This window comes from Mariniphaga sediminis (assembly GCF_003573545.1).
In the GTDB taxonomy this organism is placed as follows: domain Bacteria; phylum Bacteroidota; class Bacteroidia; order Bacteroidales; family Prolixibacteraceae; genus Mariniphaga; species Mariniphaga sediminis.
Map to the genome: position 1 here is coordinate 34,742 of NZ_QWET01000026.1, position 20,701 is coordinate 55,442.

Genomic DNA, 20,701 nt, shown 5'->3' on the forward strand with positions numbered 1-20,701 from the left:
AGTGCATTGGTCAGGAAACGTTCCCCGAAATGCCCAGACATCTCGGGGATATCTCCCTAACATCTTTCATCACCGTGTTTGGCAATCCATTCCCTGGCGTAATCAACCGCTTTTAGATTTTTATTGACAAGCGGTGTGCAATGAAAAATCATCCCCTCGATTTGACCTTCTTTATACAACCGGAGAGCAAAATCGAGCTGTTTAACCATAAAATCTTGGCTCAGCTCTTTTTTACCTCCAAAATCCCACATATAAATACCAAGTAGTGTCCGTTTGTCCGGAACCAGTGACCGGTATTTTTTAAAATTTTCCTCGATCTTTTGAATGTCGGCTCCGGTCCATATCCAGAGTGAAACAACATCAACATATTTCATGGACCATTGAATTGATGGGTGCAATTGATGCGTATATAAAACCATTGCAAGATCCAGACGCCGTTTATAGGCTAGCGTTTCTCCATACAGTTGATTCATCTCTTCCATAGACAGAGCCGCTGGAGCGACGTCAATCACAGAACTATTATCAGACGCGCGTTCTCCACTAAAGCGGAAAAAATCGTCCAGAAAATAGCCGGTAAGGTTAGGCATCCTGTCGCGCAGGCTAAAAACATAATTTTTCAATGTCTGATAAGATTCGTTAGTGCCCATGGAAAGGGTCCAGGCAATACGTTTGACATCTTTAAACTGTGTCAGGTAGTCATCGTCAGGAACTCCGTGCCTTATTACACAAACATTTGGTATCCCCATATCCTTAATACCATCAGCCATGCTAATGGGAGGACTCAGCGGAATATTATAAAGTCCGTCGGGCCCGTCATAAACCCCGGAGTCATGTCCCCACATCCACAGGCGATCCCGTAAATTGTTCTCGTACGCAGGAAAATTATTTTCTTTGGAACTGATACACCCCATTGGTAAGGACCCCAATGCAGGGAATGCACTTACTCCAGCCAGGAATGAGGCCTTCTTCAAGAATACTCTTCGATTAACCATTGATCTTTCTTATTTTAATTGTTTATTGTAAAACATTATGTTTTGTAAGAAAAACAAAATTCTATCTTAGACTTACATAAACAAGTCATGTAAGTCTAAGATAAAGAGATAAATAATTATTTACTTATCGTATCCGGGATTTTGAGACAGATTAGAATTCAGGGTAAATTCTATCGAAGGAATGGGATACAAATAGTCCCGGTCTTCGTTAAATTCATAGCCGGAAAGGAGTGATTTTTGATATGGATCAATATACCCATTTTCATCAAGATATACATTTGTTCCAATAACCATTTCCGGAAAATCAGCTTGTGAAAACTTCATACCTAATGGCCTTTTATTAACAAATACTTGGTGAGAACGCCATCTAAGCATATCCATCAATCTTAAACCTTCACATGCCAGTTCCACTCTCCTTTCTCTTCTGATTTCATTAATAAGGGGAGATAAAGAAGGAAAATCCCAGTCAGAATCAAATGCTATATTATCCATATTCAAATGCGGCATTCCTACCCGATCTCTCAATTTATTTATGGTTAAATCTATATCTGCCTGAGTCACCTGTCCTAATTCCGCTTTAGCTTCAATATAATTCAGCAGGGCTTCAGCGTACCTAAAAATTATTGAGCCAATCTGGCATTGATAATAACTTTCCTTCAAATGGTCTCCCCACCTGTTGGAATACTTCTTTAACTGGTAACCGGTAACACACAAATAAGAACCACTTTTATCTATATCGGGTTTTTCAAAAAAAGTAATATCCGATCCAATAATATTCACCGGGTCTGTAGGTAAATATATCGTCTGGGCTAATCTGGGATCCCGGTTTACAACAATATCGTTCAGGCTATTGTCACCCTGATAAAGAGAACTTTGGCTTATTGGCAATCCATCTGTACATAAATAATCATCCACCAAAGATTTGGTAATACCACGTCCCATCCCCCAAATACTGGGCTGCCAGCGGAACAATCCCAAATCGATATCCCACTTTTTCCAGAGCATAACCTCTGAGTTATTACTATAATCATCCTGTCCGAAAAACTGGTAGTAATCTATCTCCGGATTATCTCCACCATATATACTATACAATTCTCCATCGATAAGCTGTTTTGCTGCATCCTGGGCAAGAGTCAAATACTTGGTCCCGTCTGAACCGGCAACACCAAAGGAAGTATTGGCATGATACTTTTCCCATGTGCCTTCAAACAGGCATACCCTTGATTTATATAATAATGCGATCTGACTATTCAATCGGGAAGCTGAAACTTCTCCTTTATTTTTCATATATAAAATAGCTTTATCCAGATCAGCCACAATCGAATCCATTACTATATTGCGGGGAGTTCTCTCCATATATAATTCTTCTGAATCATTGTGCAATGGTTCACTTATCCATGGAATATCCCCAAAGTTCCGAAGTAAATTAAAATAGAAATATGCCCGAAAAAAATAGGCTTCTCCAACATACTGCCTTACACTCCCCCATGGAGATTCAACAGTATTATAATGGGTAAGAAAATAATTGACATTTCTGATATCGCTCCAGGACCAGCCACCGCCCGAGGCAGGAACAACTCTGGTACCGGCCAGGATAGAGCTGAATTCAGTCTCGACCAAATTATCACTGTTATTATCCAGTATCGAACCATCACCTCTGGTATCATTAGGAAACCGGGTATAATACTGATTCACATACAATTCTAAATCCTGGGCTGTAGTCCAGTACTGATTGCTTGAGATTGAATCTAAAGGATATTTGTCGAGATAATCTTCACATGCCGTAAAAACAAATGAAAAAAAGATAAATATGTATATATACGTTTTCATAATGTGCTTTATTAAAATGTTACATTTATTCCAACATAAAATCCCTTGGATAGTGGATAAACCAATCCGTTAGACAAACCAAAATTTGCCTCTGGATCAAAGGATTCCATAATTTTTGAGAATGTGAGCATATTCTCAGCATTACAATAGATTCTGATATTCTCAGTTTTTACCTTTGATGATATACTGCCAGGAAGTGTATATCCGATTTGTACATTTTTCAACCTGATATACGATCCATCCTGGATATACCTTGTTGACGGTTCATGATTTTTTGAATTTTCGCTTGTTAAATATGGTTTCGGAAAGTAAGAATCCGTATTGTCAAGGCTCCAGAAATCCAGATTATGCCCTTGCAGGGAAGAATTCCAGAATGCAGTTTGAAATCCCCAAAAACTTGGGTTATTTCCCATCCAGACATCTTTTTTACCAACCCCCTGCCAAAACATGGTAAAATCAAATCTCTTGTAGTTCCCATTCAAATTTATACCATAAAGATATCTTGGAGAGCTATTCCCGATCACTTTCAAATCACCCGGATTATCAACAGTTTGGGTTCCTCTTGTTATTTTTTCATCCCCATCTAAATCTTTGTATTTAACATCTCCGGCACTCCATTTACTATATAACACTGACTGATCCCACCATTCTGAGGCTTCCTGATCTGTTTGAAATAAACCTTCTGTTTCAAATCCCCAAATTTCACCAAATGTCTTCCCTTCATAATAATTATGAATATACTTTGTAGGATTATTATATTTTGTAACAACAGACTTATTATCAGAAAAAACCAGGTTAATATTGTATTTAAAATCGTTGCTTACTGTCTGCTTCCAGTTTAAAGCCAATTCAAAACCATTGGTTTTTAACACCGCATTATTTTTCAAAGGGACATTCGCACCAAATACAGCTGGCAAAGTTTCTCCCGGCCCAAACATATTTTCTGTTTTCCTGTTGAACCAGTCAAAAGACAGATTTAGCCTGTTATTTAAAAATCCGGCATCCATACCCAGATTTACAGTTTTTGATTCTTCCCACGTCAATCCAAGACTTCTATTATTTGGTACGGTTGTATAATTAGGTCTTCTGCCGTCCATTATCCATGCTAAGTTTGTATTTTTTGGCAATACCTCAACATGTAAATAATTTTCTACATTTTGGTTACCTAATGCGCCGTAAGAAGTTCGCAATTTTAAGGTATTGATAACATTACTTAAAGACTCCCAAAAATTTTCCTTCCAGATATTATACCCTACTGATGCTGAAGGGAAAAACCCCCACCGGCGCCCACTCTGAAATCTGGAAGATCCGTCATACCGGCCGTTTAATTCAAGCAGATACTTTTCATCAAAATTATAAGTAAGTCTGGCAAATGCCCCTAACGTTGACCAATGAGACATTGAATCCCCGACATCTTTATCTCCTGTAGCGGTGCTAATTGCAGGTACCGCTTCTGTGATAAGATCTCTGCGCCATCCGTTGATTGAGAAGTTATTTGAAGATTCTGATTGTCCTCCGACTATAACAGCAAATGCATGTTTGTTGATATCCTTTGTAAAATCGATAAAGATATTTGATGTATAATATTCATAAAATGATGAAGTTTGCTCTATCCTGTTATAATTTTGGGCATAATGCCGTACCGGAGTCACCCCATCAACTGCAAATCCCTGAATAATTGCCCTGAAATTATTTCTTTTCGACCCAATGGCATTATAACTAAAGTCTGCATTAACCTTCAAATCCTTTGTTAATTCTAATACAACTGATGGGCTTATCCATAAATCTGTTGAATACTGCCTATCACTTCCACCATTGGCCAAAGCAGGAACCTGATTTAAATCCATCGCATAATCCCCGTTCGGGGTATATATCGGATAATTCGGCCAATTTCTGGCTAACATTCCAAAAATAGCTTCCCTGTTGGTAGAACTTTCACTAGATTGCGGATACTTCTTGTAGCTCCTCGAAAATTTACTTTTCAATGAGATGAGCATCCAGTCAGTAACGTTTAGTGAAAAATTAGAGGTCAGATTATATCTTTGATATTTTTCATTGGCATAATTAAGTTTTCCACCATCATCATTCCAACCTAATCCCACATAGTAAGTCGAATTCGTTCCTCCTCCCGTAATACTTAAATTATGCTTTTGGGAAAAAGTCCTGTCTTTGAAATAAACATCATACCAATCAGTATTTCCATTGGCTAAAGTCCAATATCCCCAACCGTTAGGATCATTTGGATCGGGTATCATAGATGGAAAATTATCAGGATCGGCCTGGTACTTTTTCATTCTTTCGATGGTTTCATCCGAGAACAATTTATTTTGACCGGAATTTATTGCCGCTTCATTCATTTTTGCGGCAAAAACCAAAGAATTAACCCCTTCAGGTAATACAGCAGGTGCCAGCCAGGAGAAACTATTTGAATAGGAGGTGTTCATTTTCATGTCAACGCCACCGGATTTTGTTGTAATAAGAATTACCCCATAAGTTGCCCGCGATCCGTAAATAGCAGAAGCAGCAGCATCTTTAAGAACTGAGATTGACTTTACATCATCCGGATTGACATTATCTATATTCATCGGCATCCCATCTACCAAAACATATGGCGCTCCTCCGGAAAGCGACCCTACACCCCTGATATTAAAATCCATGGATGCGCCGGGTTCTCCTCCATAACGACTGTTAGGAGTAATATTCAGTCCGGGTGTAATGCCCTGAAGGGCATTTGTTATATTAGCGACAGGCCTTTTTTCCAACTGTTCCGAATCAACAACACCAACGGCACCAGTAAGATTAATTTTTTTCTGCGTCCCATATCCAACGGCTACTACCTCTTCCAAACCAATGGTTTCTTCTTCCATCGTAACATTGATGACAGTTTGGTTACTAACAACCAATTCCTGCGTTTTCATCCCCACAAAAGAAAACACCAACGTGGCATCAACAGGAACACTTGAAAGAAAATATTCCCCATCGGCATTGGTAACCGTACCTTGCGTAGTCCCTTTAACCACAACGGTTACACCGGGCAGGGGTTGACCTCCGAAGTCGGTTACTTTACCGGAAACGTTTTTTTGTTGCTGCGATAATTTCGTTTCACCTGATTTTTTCGACAATACAATTTGCTTGTCTCCTATAATTGTATAGGTTACATCGGTTCTTTCGAATAACTCGTCTAAAACCTCCGTTACCGACTTATTGGTCAAATTAAGCGAAACGACCTTTTCCAGGTTAATGACCTTGTTGTTGTAAAACAAAAAATAGCCACTTTCCCGCTCAATCAGCTTTAATGCATTTGAAAGGGATTCGTTTTCAATATTTACATTGAACTTCAGCCGTTGCGGAAAACTGTCCAATGCGATGGATTGTAAACTTGTCAGAATAATTAGGAAAACACTTAGTCTCATAATCTTAACAATTTTTCGACAGCTATTAAATAAATAACTGTAATCCTTTAAGAACCACTTTTTTTTCATAAATTTGTTTTTTTCTGGATTAATAATTTTGATTAATTCACAAGGGACAGTGGTAACGACACTGTCCTTTTTTATTTCTTTTTACTCAGCCCATATACGTACCTCCCTTTTTTCAATATTTGTTTTTACATTGGTCGATATCTCCACCATCTTTAATACTTCCCCAATTGTTTCATCCTGAATGGTTGCCGTGTATTTAATATCGGATTTCAATAAAGATGGGGCGACTTCAAAAGTGCAGTTAAACCATCGTCCCAGTACTCTTACCACTTCATGTAGCGGGGTATCCTGAAAGACAAGGTAACCATCTTTCCAGGAGGTCATTTGTTCTATATCAACCTCTTTAATTAGCAGCTTTTTGGAACTTTTATCAAAAACCGCCTGTTCTCCCGGAACCAACTGTACTATTTCTTTTCCCTGTTTGTTGAGCAGGGCAATCTTCCCTTCTTCCAGGGTTGAAATAAGCTGCTGGTCATCTGCATAGTCATACACATCAAATGAGGTTCCCATCACTTTCACTTTCATCTCATTGACTTCAACAAAAAATGGGTGGTCAGCACTATGGGCAACTTTAAAATATCCCTGTCCTTTCAGTTTTACCGTTCGCTGCTTTTGCTTGTCAATATCCAGCGGATATTCGAGAGAACTTCCGGAGTTTAACCAGACCTCCGTCTGATCAGCCAGGGTAAAATGCAACCGGGACCCCGGATTTGCAAAAACCTCCTGCATTACTAATTCAGGTTCTTCGGGGCGGTTTTCTACACGACTAAGAAGAAACCCGGTATACACCAGCAGGGGAATAAATAAGATTGCAGCAATTCTTACAAAATAGGTTTGCCAACTAATTCTGCGCTTTACTTCGGGTTGCATTTGCTTTTTTTCTTCTTCATATATCAGCGTCAGCAACTTCATCTTAATATCGTCCAAAGAAGGTTCTTCTGTAAAACCGGATTTATCCAGACTTTCCCAATGCCTGTGCATTAACATATCCAGTTGTTCGTCCTTATAACATGCAATAACGTAAGCTCTCAGCCTGTCTTTTTCGTTGTTGCTTAGTCCCCCACTTTGCAACTTACTAAATAGCTCTTTTATATTATTATTACTATCGGATACCATCTACTTATTTACGACTTATATTAAGGTATACACACAGGGAATAAAAAACCCCTATTGGTTTATAAAAAAAAGAAGAATACACACCTAAAATAAAACCGGAAGAATGCTACCTGCAAAGCAATTCAGGTAGAAAAGTCATTAAAAACAATCTCATTAAAACACTACCATTCAAAACACTATCTCTTTTACAACAAATAAATGCCTTTTGGATTACTCAAATAAATAACTCGAAAAAAATGATTCCGGAAAAACCTAAAGAACGCAGATTCTTTTTTATTTCTGCAAGGGCGGCGGTCATCTGATTTTCCACTGTTTTTACGGAGATATCCATCTTTTTGGCAATCTCAGCATTCGAAAGGTTTTTTTCCTTGCTTAAGCAATATATTTCTCTACGCCTTGGCGAAAGCCCCTCAACTGATTTTTGATAAGCCCTGTTTAATTCATTAAAATCCAGTTCTTCATCCAATAATACATTTTTTCCCGGGTGGAGTTTGGAATACTCCAGATATGCCTGGTGGTATTTTGATTTTCGGAGGGTATTTAAAATCGCATTTTTAGCCATGGTGAACAGGAAGGATTCAAAGGAAGTATGGTCAACCAGTTCATTACGCGAACTCCAGATTTTCATAAAAACTTCCTGCACAATTTCTTCGGCTTCAGCCTTATCTTTTAAGTAGCTTAAAGAAAAACGGTATATTTTCTGACTGTATTTATCAAACAGGACCTGAAAGGCAAAAGGTGAACTTTTTTTCAGTTGTTGAAGAAGGTCTGTGTTTTGATATTTCTCCAGGTCAGTCAATTTTTATCTGTGATTCTTTTAAAATTAAAACACAGCAAAATAAATCAAATTGAACGAAAGCAACAAGCGCGCAAAAAAAAGAGGCTGAGAAAAGAAGAGGAGAAGTTGGGAGCGCGCGATAGCTGCTGAACAAAATAAAGTCTCAATAAACATAACCCGTGAAAAATACCCCTACCACTGACGAAGATTTTATTTGCAGAGAACCAGCAAAGTAGCCATTTTATCCGGCATTTCAAACCCATTCTCTGCCACATAGCAGGAATCATCGAATGAAGTATGGCATGTAATCTCTACTGAAAAATATTGAAAGAAATAAAAGATGAGCCAGGCACCAGGCACACTTGGTATCCGTAAAAACATTCATTAAAAAATAATTTCTACATTTGCTCTTGTTCACTTGAATTATCATTGTACATGATAACAGATAAGACCAATAAGATAATCAGATTCGAAGACGGTTCCGAAATATATCTGGAAGATTTTTTCAACTCCAATTACCTCAAATTTAATTCGTTTGCTTTTAATTATTTAGCTGATAAAAATGAATGCGAAGACATCGTTCAGGATGTTTTTATGTCCTTTTGGGAACAGAAAAAGACGTTTCCCAACCTTATTTCTATAAAGGCCTATTTCTATACTTCCATAAGAAATATGTGCCTGAACAGCATAAAGCATGATTTAGTAAAACAAAAATATTTTCAGGAAAGTAAGTATAAAATAGAATCAACTGAATTTTTTCTGGAAGGGATTCTTCGAAAAGAGGCAAACGGGATAATTTACGATGCAATTAATAAACTTCCTTTAATGGAAAAAAAAGTATTATTACTATCCTTAAAGGAATGTTCCAATGAGCAGATTGCCAATGAGCTGAACATAAAAATAAACACGGTTAAAACACATAAATCCAGAGCTTACCAGGTTCTCCGAAAAAAATTAGGGAACCTTATTCTTACCATGATAACCTTAAACAAAAGCTTCTTTTACAATTCAGCCAATTAATACCTGCAGAATTTCTTTTAGGGCCGGCCTTTCGTTTCTTCATATTTAATGAACAAATTACATTTTTTTTTGAATGGATGTAGTCCTGTTTTAATGTGAAGTTGTTTTCAATAATAAGTAAAAATTTTTCCGTATTGATGAAAAATAACATACAAAAGTCCATAATACTTGGACAACTTATTGGGAAGTATTTAACACATTCTGAATCTGCAAAAGAGAAAGAAGTTCTTGATGACTGGCTGAATGAAATTGCTGAAAACAAGGAATTACTGCATTCAATTCATTCCGATAAAAACCTGGCGCAGGAATATGAAACAATGGGTTTATTCAACAAAGATCAGGCTTTGAACAGATTTAAAGACAGAATCCTTCTGAAATCAAAAACACGCGCTCTGGTTCGGTGGAAAATGGCAGCTTCCATTTTAGTTCTGGTGGGAATCTCAAGTGTTTTATACTTTATGCCTCCTAACTTCTTCAAAACACCCCCTGATTTTTCTACCCAACATGAAGAAACGATACGGTACACCTCATTTTCTACAGAAAACGGACAAAGCGCCAAAGTGGTTTTACCTGATAGTTCCATCGTTTGGTTGAATTCGGGCACGACACTTTCTTATCCTGGTGGTTTTTCCGGTCAAAACAGGAAAGTTATTCTCAGCGGGCAGGCATTTTTTCAGGTTACCCGCCATAATAATTATCCGTTTTTAGTCCATGCGAACGATCTTATTGTTACGGTACGGGGGACAAAATTTGATGTGTATGCTTACCCGGAAGAAGATGAAACTGCCATTGCGCTTGAATCAGGCAAGGTGGAACTTACTCACCAAAAAATTAGTTCATTCTCCTATGCCATGAATCCGGGAGAAAAGGCTACACTCGATTTAACCGACAATACCATGAACATAGATTTGATTGATGTTGCGGTTTATTCATCATGGAAAGATGGAAAACTTATATTCCGCAATTCAACAATGGGAAATGTGGTTGAGAAACTAAAAAGGTGGTACGATGTAGACATTGAAATTGTTGATTCCGAGGTATACAACTCAATTTTTACCGGTACCATAAGAAACGAAAGTTATGAAGAAATTTTCAGACTGATTGGAATCGCATGTCATGTGAACTGTAAAATAGTGCACAACTATGAGCAAGAAGCTAAACCTCATATTATTATTTCGAAAAAACAATGAATTATTAATCTATAAATCATATGCTTATGACATAAACCTAAATGAACAAAAAAGGAGATGCTGGTAACATCTCCCTCTTAATTTTTTGCCTCACGGTATCCAACGCGGGAGGCGTAATCAACTTGAATTTTAATAATCCAAATCAAAACAAAATTATGGAAAAAATTTATTATGACTTGATTTTCGGAGGATATAATATCTGGAAATCCAAATATTTAAAAAAAATGAGGACTGTTGCGTTATTGTTACTGATTAGCATTACCCAGACATTTGCATTGGAAAGTTATGCGCAAACCCAAAAGTTAAGTATTAACTGTCAGGATGAAACAATCCACAGCATTTTGCAGAAAATAGAGAATTTATCTGAGTTTAATTTTATGTTCGACGCTACTGTTATTGATATAAATCAAAGAAAAAGTATCGTTTGTAAAAATAAGCAGATAACAACAATTCTCGATCAATTGCTGGAGGATACAGAAATCGTATATGTAATCAGTGATCGCCAGATTGTGCTTTCCAGGGCTAAAATTAAAGATGCCGTGCAAGGACTGACAATTTCCGGGAAAGTTACCGACACTTCCGGCAATCCGCTTCCCGGCGTAACCGTTGTAATGAAAGGGACTGCCCAGGGAACAGTTACCGATGCCAATGGGGAGTACTCAATAACGAACATTCCCAAAGAAGCGACACTGGTATTTTCCTTTGTAGGGATGAAAACCCGGGAAGTAGCTGTGGCAGGCAAAACTTCAATAAGTGTTGTAATGGCAGAAGAGTCCATTGGCCTTGAAGAAGTTGTAGCGATTGGATACGGAAGTCTTTCACGAAACAAAGTTTCATCATCCATCGCAAAAATAAATCAGGACAAGATTCAGGACCAACTGCCCAGTTCAATCGACAGGACACTGGAAGGCAGAATCGCCGGGATGGAGATTAAAACCGACGGCGGCTCTCCCGGAGGAGGTGCCTTAATAAGAATTAGAGGGGTTAGTTCTATTGGTGGAGGAAATGAACCATTGATAGTAATTGACGGAATCCCGCTTCAAAGCAGCTACGATAAACTTTACAGTCCTTTGAGCCTGATAGATCCGGACAACATTGAAACAATTGATATACTAAAAGATGTATCAGCCACAGCAATATATGGTTCAAGGGGGTCAAGCGGCGTTATACTCATTACTACAAAATCGGGAAAAGTAGGCGCCACAAAAGTATCGTTTTCGGCACAAACAGGAGTGGCAGAAATGCTGGCCTGCGAGAAACTGGATTTAATGAACGCCCGGGAATTTGCAACATGGCGAAAAGAGAATGCCTTTGAAAGGGCCAGCTATTACGGGTATGATATATCATTAGACGATATACCGGAAGAATACCGCGATCCTGAAAAACTAGGAGAGGGAACTGACTGGCAGGATTACCTTACCCGTTTAGCCCCGCAACAAAAATACAATTTGAGTGTAACACACGGTACGGAAAAATTTAACGGCTTCTATTCCCTTGGATATATTGACGAACAAGGAGTTATTAAAGAAACAGGATTTACACGTTTTAATATACGTGCAAACATGGAGTATACCCCCAATGAAGTCGTGAAAGTGGCATTAAACCTGCACCCATCGTTCAGGTGGTGGAACAATTACAATCAAAATTTATGGTTGAATACAATCAGGAATACTCCTGTTGACGGGCCGGGATTGGATGACGGGGCCTTTGAAGATCCACGGTATTTTGACGGGGATATAGATACGGATATTTATTCTTCCGGAACTTTTAACGGGATGAACCCACTTTATGCGTTACAGGTATCAACAGATGAAAAAACAAGTGTAGATGTTCATGTTCAACCTTATATTGAAATTATCCCTTTAAAAGGACTCATCCTAAAATCGCAGTTTAATATGCAAATGGGGTTTAACACAGATGAAAAATTCTCTCCTTCTTCCATTGGAGGTCTTAATCAGGTTCCCCCATCACAGGCCGTAGGTTACTACGGTACAAATAAAAACGTTATGTGGCAATTCGAGAATACAATAAATTATACAAAAACAGTAGGAGATCATGATTTCTCTGCTCTTTTAGGCCATTCCATGGAACGTTATCATTTGTATTCAAGCAATTTAACAGGTTCGGGATTTCCATCCGATTATGTAAAAACATTAAATGCAGCCACCGTATTAAGTGGGGGTACTGAAGAAACCAATTGGTCCATGATATCCTATATCTCCCGACTGAATTATAGTTATAAGTCGAAATATCTGTTTACCGGTACTGTCCGCCGGGATGGAAGTTCCCGTTTTGGACCGGATAGCAGATGGGGGATATTTCCATCAGCTTCAGTAGGGTGGAATGTTTCAAAAGAAAACTTTTTCCCGGAAGTTGACTGGCTGTCTAATTTTAAACTCCGCGCCAGTTACGGAACCAGTGGGAACAATGCCATTGGAAACTACACATGGATACCAGGCCTCGCGATAGAAAACTATACTTTTGGAGGGAGCATAGCGAGCGGACAAAAACTGAATGCCATTGAAAATACCAGGCTCAGTTGGCAGGAATCGTCCGAATTTGATCTGGGCTCCGACCTGATACTGCTTGGCGGGAAAATTAATCTTGTATTCGATTATTATTCAAAAATTACTGAAAACATGCTATGGCCTGTTACCATGCCCATTTCATCAGGGTTTAATTCTATGACGCAGAACATTGGCAAAATGCGTAACAGGGGAGTTGAATTTGCCATTAGCTCGATAAATATCTCAAAGCCAGATTTTTCATGGAGTACCGACTTTAATATGTCATTTAACCGCAACCTGGTGCTTGATCTGGGAGATGTTAGTGAAATTACAGGTTCAGGGGCCACCACAATCGTCGGACAACCTGTTGCGATGCTCTATGGATATGTTAGTCTGGGCGTATGGAAAGATCAGGCAGAAATAGACAATAATCCGCATATTCCTAACCAGTTGCCGGGAACAGCCCGGTTTGCGGATGTGGATAATAGTGGCTCCATCGACTCAAGGGATCAAACCATAATTGGGAACCCTCACCCAAAATTCAGAGGGGGTATGAACAACAGCTTCAGGTATAAAAACTGGGATATGAACGTTTCAATGAGTTTTGCCCATGATTATGATGTTATGTCAAAATTCGAACAATTCAGCCTTAACCTTGATGGTGTTTTTAATGTTTTGAAGGAGGCGAAAAACCGTTGGAGATCGCCGGAAGATCCGGGAGACGGACGTGTTGCAACATCCATACATCAAACGGCATATGACAGAGATAAGAGAAATACCGATTTTATTAATAACGTCTCTTTCCTGAAAGTACAAAACATATCCCTGGGATATAGTTTAAAAAACATTAGTTCTATAGACAGGCTAAGATTATATTGTACTTTACAGAATGCATTCCTCTTTACAAACTACAAATACGGGAATCCGGATGTCAATGATAAAGGGAATAGCCCCGTAGCGATGAATATGGATGTATCAGACTATCCATTACAAAGAACTGTTGTTTTTGGAGTGAATGTTGAATTTTAAAAGGTAGAAATTATGAAAAAGATTATATGGTTATTTATTTTAATTGTATTCGCTTTTGGGTGTAATGAAACTGATTTCCTAAATGAAACACCTGTTAGCTATATAAATTCAATGAATTTTTATAACACATCTGACGAATTTGAACAGGCAATAAACAGTGCTTATACAAGTTTACAGCCCCTGCACGGAGGACGCGGAGTTGGGGCGAATGAATCAGGATGGGCATTTGGCGAATTGCGTTCAGACAATACAACTTTTCAGTATAACGAATCGAACCGGGCCGCTATGGCTTTCGAACAATTAGATGAATTTACGATGGACAGCGGTAATGGAATAATTGCCAGTGCCTGGGACAATTCATATATCGGTATTTCCAAATGCAATACCGTATTAAGCTATATCGAAAACACAGAGGTTGAGAACAAAGAAAGATACATTGCCGAAGCAAAATTCTTACGTGCTTATTACTATTTCCACCTTGTCCGACATTTTGGAGACGTTCCCCTTATTACAGATGTAATAAAGGGGTATAATCAGGCTTTTGAGTTGAACAAACGGGTTTCTGCCACCCTGATTTACGAACTAATTATTACGGATTTAGAGGAGGCAAAAGGTAATCTTCCCGCAAGTTATGATGCACCTGACGCAGGAAGAGCGACTGCCGGGGCAGCAAAAACACTGTTGGCAAAAGTACTGATGTGGAACGGACGTTACAGCGATGCGGCCAAAGAGTTAAAAGAGGTTTATACCAGCGGTCAATATTCGTTGTTAGATGATTACTCTTCATTGTTCGATATCAATAATGAAAACAATGAAGAAATAGTATTTTCGGTACAGTATATTACTGGTCCTCATAATTTATACCATACGCTTATGTACCGGTTTTTACCCCATGACTCAGGGACTGAATACCTCCCTCTCGGGCAAATAGAACAAACGGGATTTAACATTCCTACGGCAGATTTGATTGATTCTTTTGAAGAGGGTGACGACCGGCTTTCAACGATTGATTTTTCGTGGGTTACCGATAAAGACCCTGTATATCAGAATTCAATAGTCCCATTTACAAAGAAGTACATGGACAACGGGCATACGATCCGCACGCAGACTGGCAACAACGTAAAAATATTCCGCTATCCACATGTGCTACTTATGCTTGCAGAGTGTTATTTACGGGAAGGAGGAGGAGATCCCCTACCCCTTGTTAATGCTGTCAGGCTAAGAGCAAAACTCCAACCCCTCTCCAGCGTCTCGTTAGATGATATTATTCACGAGCGCAGGGTAGAATTCCACTGCGAGTTGGATCGTTGGGATGTTTTGGTTAGAACAGGGAAAGCGGTAGAAGTAATGACGGCTCATGGGAACCAGCAAAGAGAGAGAAAATTTGTGGGGGAAAACTCCTATAAAAAGATCAAGTTACTTTTTCCTATTCCTGACAAAGCATTGGATTTAGATCCAACGATGGAACAAAATCCGGAATACAAATAGATTTGCTCAAGTGAAAGAATTCCCTGTTAGAAATATGATTCACGTCTAACAGGGAATTTTATTGAAAAATAACAGATTCTCATAAAAAAATATGAAATGGCCTGGCACAAGCTTATATATTCAAAACATTCTTTAAACAACAAGTTGAAATTGAGCAGGCTGAAAAAAATAAAAGTGGTTAATTTGTCTGAAGAGGAAATCGTTTAAAAATTAAAATCCGTTACATTATGGGTTCACTCATAAAAATAAATGCCGTATCCCTTTGTGTGGTTGTATTGCTTGCTACTATACTTTTTTCATGTTCTAAAAAAGAGGAAGCAGTGGAGGTGGTTGACCTGACATGCGAATATTTAACAAACCCGACAGGAATTGATGAAGTTTCCCCGCGTTTAAACTGGAAAATCCATGCGCGCAAAAATAACGTTAAGCAACAAGCTTACAGGATAATAGTATCAAGCACACCTCAAAAGCTGGAAGCGGATGAAGGTGATGTCTGGGATAGCGGAAAAATCATTTCCGACAAATCATCTCATATTGCCTATGCAGGAGCCGGGTTAAAATCGAGACAAAAAGTGTTTTGGAAAGTTGGCATTTGGGAAAGTGAAACTGAACTGCCAATCTGGAGCGATATATCCACTTGGGAAATGGCTTTTCTGGAAGATTCAGACTGGACGGCCAAATGGATTGGGCATGATGAAAATCGTCTGCCGGTTGTTGGACAGAAAAATCCGGCGCCCTATTTTCGAAAACAATTTATACTTGATGATGACATCCAAAATGCACGGGCATACATTAGCGGGTTAGGATATTATGAATTGTTCATAAATGGCAAAAAAGTCGGAGATCGGGTACTTGCTCCCAACCAAACCAATTATGACAAAAGGCAACAGAAAAGCTATTATAACGGAAAAATTACGAATATGTCAACAAGGGTATTGTATGAAACCCATGACATCACTTCCTATCTGCGCAAAGGCAAAAATGTTGTTTCCGTAATCCTGGGAAATGGTTGGTATTTTCAAAACGAACGGGATGAGTACGTCCCCCTGTGTTATGATACTCCGCGTTTTATAGCCCAATTGGAAATGAATGGTTCTGATAATAAAACGACCACAATAATAAGCGACGAATCCTGGAAAGTAAGCTACGGGCCGATACTGGACAACAACATATATTTTGGTGAAATTTACGATGCCCGAAAGGAAATTCCGGGTTGGGACCTGGCAGATTTTGACGACAACTCCTGCGACAATGCAAGTATTGTAAGAGCGCCGGAAGGAAGTTTGCATGCCCAAATGTCTCCTCCTGATAAAATTATCCAAACGATTAAACCTGTCACTATTTCCATTTCAAAGGATAGTGTGTACCGGTATGATTTTGGAACCATGTTTTCCGGTTGGGTCAAACTAAAAGTTAAAGGAAAAAGGGGAAACAGGTTAACATTACATTTCCTTGAAGACAATGATAGGGCATACGGTCAGTCTGACACATATATACTTAAAGGAGAAGAAATTGAAGAATGGGAACCGCGGTTTACCTGGCATGCATTTCGGTACGTGGAGGTAAACAGCTCAGAAATCGAATTAACCCTTGAAAACCTGGAAGGCCGGGTTGTACATACCGATGTCGGGCAGGCGGGTACTTTCGAGAGTTCGAATCCGCTCTTCAACAGAATTATGACAGATTTCGAAAAAACCCAGTTAGATAATATGCACGGGGGAGTTACAACCGATTGCCCGCACCGGGAGCGTCGCGGTTATACCGGGGATGGGCAAATCGCCGCCCAGGCTGCCATTTTCTCTCTTGATATGAGGAGCTTTTATACCAAATGGCTGAATGACATTGCAGACTCCCAAAACAGCGAAACAGGACTTATCCCCAATACAGCGCCGTTTCATAATGGCGGGCAGGGATCAGTGGCCTGGGCTTCAGCGATAATAATAATCCCTTATTATATGTACCTGTATTACGGCGACGTGAGGATACTGAAAAAACATTATCCTGCTATGATAAAATATTTGGGATACTTAAATACGCTCAAAGATAATGATGGACTTATTGTTGAAGAAGAACTTGGCGAATGGGTACCGCCGGATACAAGAGTTATTGATCCGTCATTTGTCAGTTCGGCATTTTATTACTACGTTCTGAAACAGATGGCAGTGATTGCCGGAGTACTTGAAAAAACAGATGATTCAAGCTCATTTATTGAAGAAGCAAAAAACGTAAAACAGGCATTCAACAAAAGATACCTCATCCCTGAAAAATATAGCTATTCGATAGGAAGACAAGGGGCCAATATATTTCCACTTGCTTTTGAGCTGGTTCCGGAAAACATAACCGAGCAGGTATTTGGTACCCTGGTCCGTCATATTGAATCCGGCACCAAAGGACATTTCGACACAGGGATGATGGGAACCCCCTATGTGCTTGAAGTACTTACAAAATATGGTCGCCCGGATTTGGCATACACCCTGATGAACCAGCGGGATTATCCCAGTTTCGGCTATAATATTGAAAAGGGGGCTACCACGTTGTGGGAAACCTGGACAGGGAAGGATTCGCACAGTCACCCTATGTTCGGAAGTGTTTGCGCCTGGTTTTTCAAAGGATTGGCAGGCATCAACCCTGACCCGGATAATCCCGGATTCAAACACGTAATTATAAAACCGAATGTAGTTGATGAACTTGATTTTTCAAAAGCAAAATATGAATCCATGTATGGTGAAATTTCATCATTCTGGGAATATAATGACGGCCTTTTTAGCCTTGAGGTGAAGATTCCTGCAAATACAACGGCAACTGTTTATATCCCGGGGAATAATGTAAATAATGTCACTTTAGATAAAGCGGGTGCCCGATTTATTGGAGTTGAAGGAGATTTTTTAAGGTATGAAATCCACTCAGGACAGTACCGTTTTATTGCCAAAAACATGAATGCTTTTGTAAAAACCCCCATGCTCTCTATTCCGGTAATTACACCTGAGGATACTATCCTCTCTTATCCCGGGCCGGTTCAGGTTAAAATGTGCCAGTATTCAAAAAATGCAGACATCAGATATACGCTGGATGGCCAACAACCCGATGAACTTTCAGAGTTATATACAAAACCCATTGTTATAAATGATAGCAGGACAATAAAAGCAAGGGTTTTTAGGGAAGGGGCAACGCCAGGATTTACAAAAGATGCCAGGATTGTTTTTGTGGACTCCCTGAAGAATGGGCTGCACTACAATTATTATAACTATTTTGGGGATTACAGTACCATGAAAATACCTGATTTTTCAAAATTAACGCCTCAAAAAACAGGAAAATTATATGAAATATCCCTGGAAAAACATGCGTATATGCGCGAGTATTTTGCCTTATTAATCTGGGGTAAAATTGAAATCGCCACTAAAGACATCTATACATTCACTTTAAGTTCCAATGATGGAAGCAGATTATATATCGATGACAAATTGGTTATTGATGCTGATAAAAGCGAGAGTAAACAAGGGATTTCGGGAGATATTGAACTGAATAAAGGCAGGCATAAAATTAGCGTAGAGTATTACCAGGCCGGGGGAGCAAGATGGCTGGAATTATTCTTTAAAAGCGCTAACATTGAACTGCAACAAATACCTGGAAATATGCTTTTTTCGGATGAACTAAAACAATAATTATCTAAAAATCAGACGAATTTATTGACAAAACCGACATTTTACAGTAAGCAAAATTCCATCAGATTGAAGCAACATAACTTAATTATACGCTGAAAATATTATTTATATTCACCCGGTTATGACAAAGTGAAATAATCGAGAAAACGATACATCGCATTAAACAGCTTAGAGTTACAGAACTTCAATGGTTCCTCTAACCGCTTTTACAGGATAATTGAATAAACTAACATTTTAAATAAGTAATAGCATGTTGAAAATAAGCCACAGTCTACCATTAATGGTTTTGTTTTTAGTCGGAACCTTTTTGGTTAAGGCCCAAAACGCAGAAACATTACGCTTTAACTCGTCCGGTGAATATAAGATACTCCAACTTACGGACATACATATCAACCTGGATGAAGGGATTCGTGTTGAAGGGATTGAAACGGCCGGCAAAGTAATAGACATTGAAAAGCCCGACCTTGTGGTTTTAACAGGGGATATTGCCACGGATGGAAATCCGGCTTCTACCTACGATGCCTTTGAAAAACTATTTGAAGAAAAAAAACTTCCCTGGGTAGTTACCTTTGGCAACCACGATTCTTCTGCTGATATGAAAAGGAAAGAGGTGGCGGCCTATTTGGCCAGGCTTAAAAACTGTTTGAACGTGAAAGAGGATGATACCGACGGAGAAAATAATTTCGCAATGCCTGTTTATGGGAAAGACAATGAACAGAAGGCCTTACTTTACTTTATGGATTCTCAGGAGTACAGTACTTTAAAACCTCTGGTTGGGGGTTGGGGTTGGTTTACTCATAATCAGGTAGAATGGTACCGGCAAAAGGCTGCCGAATTAAAAAAGGAGCATAACGGGAAAGTACTTCCTGCATTGGCATTTTTCCATATTCCGCTTCCTGAATATTATGCTGCATGGTCCAATAAAAAAATCAAAGCCATTGGCACCCGTAAAGAAAAGGAATGTGCTCCGGAAATCAATACCGGCATGTTTGCTGCCATGTTAGAATGTGGCGATGTGATGGGAACTTTCGTTGGCCACGACCATTACAACGATTATATTGGTGTGCATTATGGTATTGCTTTGGCATACGGGCGTACGACGAAATATGGAAAAGGGCGTAAACATCCGCTTCCCGGAGGCCGTGTAATTGTGCTGAAAGAAGGGCAGCGCGGGTTCACTACCTGGATTCGCGAAGTTACAGGGAAAAAGTTGCAGGAGAGTCAATATCCTGAATCGTTTTTACCCAAAAATGAATAAAAGAAAAGTCGTAAATGACGGATACCCAGCCATAATTCCTTTCTCAGGTAAAAATCGTCCATGAAAAGCGGTAACCTTTCGTGAAAAATGAGTACTGTTTTGCAGAATTTATTCTTCAATTTTTGTTCTCGATAAAGTCTCCCTTTTAGGTTTTTACATCAATTTAAAGATATAGCCCAAGAATGAATATATTTCAGCTTTGTAATCTAACGTCAGTTCGATGATGTAAGAAACCTAAGAAATTGCTAGCAAAAAAGCAAAGTTTTGTTTATATTTAAGTGTCTTATATTTAAATATTTAACAAACAAAACCTTGCTCTGATATGGACTCTAAAATTACCGAAATTTTC

At 39.0% G+C, this 20,701-nt stretch carries 12 protein-coding genes; 6 read left to right on the top strand and 6 right to left on the bottom strand.

Annotation, left to right across the window (positions count from 1 at the left end; all coding sequences use genetic code 11):
• Positions 1–56: 56 nt before the first annotated feature.
• From D1164_RS21560 to D1164_RS23855, 6 genes are all read right to left on the bottom strand, one after another.
• The gene (locus D1164_RS21560; RefSeq protein ID WP_147372260.1) at positions 57–992 is read right to left on the bottom strand and encodes a hypothetical protein; all 936 of its coding nucleotides are present in this window, start codon (positions 990–992) and stop codon (positions 57–59) included.
• 120 nt (positions 993–1,112) lie between these two features.
• Positions 1,113–2,822 carry a RagB/SusD family nutrient uptake outer membrane protein gene (locus D1164_RS21565; RefSeq protein ID WP_119351986.1) on the bottom strand — a complete coding sequence of 570 codons (1,710 nt, stop codon included), beginning with the start codon at positions 2,820–2,822 and terminating at the stop codon, positions 1,113–1,115.
• Between the two features lie 11 nt (positions 2,823–2,833).
• The gene (locus D1164_RS21570; RefSeq protein ID WP_172594581.1) at positions 2,834–6,235 is read right to left on the bottom strand and encodes a TonB-dependent receptor; all 3,402 of its coding nucleotides are present in this window, start codon (positions 6,233–6,235) and stop codon (positions 2,834–2,836) included.
• Between the two features lie 150 nt (positions 6,236–6,385).
• Positions 6,386–7,420: a FecR family protein gene (locus D1164_RS21575; protein WP_119351988.1), complete on the bottom strand. Its 1,035-nt coding sequence runs from the start codon at positions 7,418–7,420 to the stop codon at positions 6,386–6,388.
• 214 nt (positions 7,421–7,634) lie between these two features.
• Positions 7,635–8,219: an RNA polymerase sigma-70 factor gene (locus D1164_RS21580; RefSeq protein ID WP_119351989.1), complete on the bottom strand. Its 585-nt coding sequence runs from the start codon at positions 8,217–8,219 to the stop codon at positions 7,635–7,637.
• Positions 8,220–8,408: 189 nt separating this feature from the next.
• Entirely contained in the window at positions 8,409–8,579 is a 171-nt protein-coding gene (locus D1164_RS23855) for a hypothetical protein (RefSeq protein ID WP_172594582.1), read from the bottom strand.
• A 54-nt stretch (positions 8,580–8,633) separates the two neighbouring features.
• Here D1164_RS23855 and D1164_RS21585 point away from each other — a divergent pair, with 54 nt between their 5' ends.
• The 6 genes from D1164_RS21585 to D1164_RS21610 all read left to right on the top strand — a co-directional run bounded on the left by D1164_RS21585 (position 8,634) and on the right by D1164_RS21610 (position 20,352).
• Positions 8,634–9,218, top strand: a complete 585-nt coding sequence (locus D1164_RS21585) for an RNA polymerase sigma-70 factor (RefSeq protein ID WP_119351990.1) — start codon at positions 8,634–8,636, stop codon at positions 9,216–9,218.
• A gap of 137 nt (positions 9,219–9,355) precedes the next feature.
• Complete coding sequence (locus D1164_RS21590) at positions 9,356–10,408, top strand: FecR family protein (protein WP_119351991.1); 1,053 nt, start codon at positions 9,356–9,358, stop codon at positions 10,406–10,408.
• A 155-nt stretch (positions 10,409–10,563) separates the two neighbouring features.
• On the top strand, positions 10,564–13,944 hold the full coding sequence (locus tag D1164_RS21595) for a TonB-dependent receptor (RefSeq protein ID WP_172594583.1): 3,381 nt from the start codon (positions 10,564–10,566) through the stop codon (positions 13,942–13,944).
• A gap of 12 nt (positions 13,945–13,956) precedes the next feature.
• Entirely contained in the window at positions 13,957–15,432 is a 1,476-nt protein-coding gene (locus D1164_RS21600; protein WP_119351993.1) for a RagB/SusD family nutrient uptake outer membrane protein, read from the top strand.
• 227 nt (positions 15,433–15,659) lie between these two features.
• On the top strand, positions 15,660–19,094 hold the full coding sequence (locus tag D1164_RS21605; protein WP_119351994.1) for a family 78 glycoside hydrolase catalytic domain: 3,435 nt from the start codon (positions 15,660–15,662) through the stop codon (positions 19,092–19,094).
• A gap of 250 nt (positions 19,095–19,344) precedes the next feature.
• Positions 19,345–20,352, top strand: a complete 1,008-nt coding sequence (locus D1164_RS21610; RefSeq protein ID WP_119351995.1) for a metallophosphoesterase family protein — start codon at positions 19,345–19,347, stop codon at positions 20,350–20,352.
• The last annotated feature ends 349 nt before the right edge of the window (positions 20,353–20,701 follow it).

Coding starts and splice junctions, on each gene's coding strand:
- D1164_RS21565 (WP_119351986.1), bottom strand. CDS start 2,822: ATGAAAACGTATATATACATATTTATCTTTTTTTCATTTGTTTTTACG.
- D1164_RS21610 (WP_119351995.1), top strand. CDS start 19,345: ATGTTGAAAATAAGCCACAGTCTACCATTAATGGTTTTGTTTTTAGTC.
- D1164_RS21560 (WP_147372260.1), bottom strand. CDS start 992: ATGGTTAATCGAAGAGTATTCTTGAAGAAGGCCTCATTCCTGGCTGGA.
- D1164_RS21570 (WP_172594581.1), bottom strand. CDS start 6,235: ATGAGACTAAGTGTTTTCCTAATTATTCTGACAAGTTTACAATCCATC.
- D1164_RS21585 (WP_119351990.1), top strand. CDS start 8,634: ATGATAACAGATAAGACCAATAAGATAATCAGATTCGAAGACGGTTCC.
- D1164_RS21575 (WP_119351988.1), bottom strand. CDS start 7,420: ATGGTATCCGATAGTAATAATAATATAAAAGAGCTATTTAGTAAGTTG.
- D1164_RS21595 (WP_172594583.1), top strand. CDS start 10,564: ATGGAAAAAATTTATTATGACTTGATTTTCGGAGGATATAATATCTGG.
- D1164_RS21600 (WP_119351993.1), top strand. CDS start 13,957: ATGAAAAAGATTATATGGTTATTTATTTTAATTGTATTCGCTTTTGGG.
- D1164_RS21605 (WP_119351994.1), top strand. CDS start 15,660: ATGGGTTCACTCATAAAAATAAATGCCGTATCCCTTTGTGTGGTTGTA.
- D1164_RS21590 (WP_119351991.1), top strand. CDS start 9,356: ATGAAAAATAACATACAAAAGTCCATAATACTTGGACAACTTATTGGG.
- D1164_RS23855 (WP_172594582.1), bottom strand. CDS start 8,579: ATGTTTTTACGGATACCAAGTGTGCCTGGTGCCTGGCTCATCTTTTAT.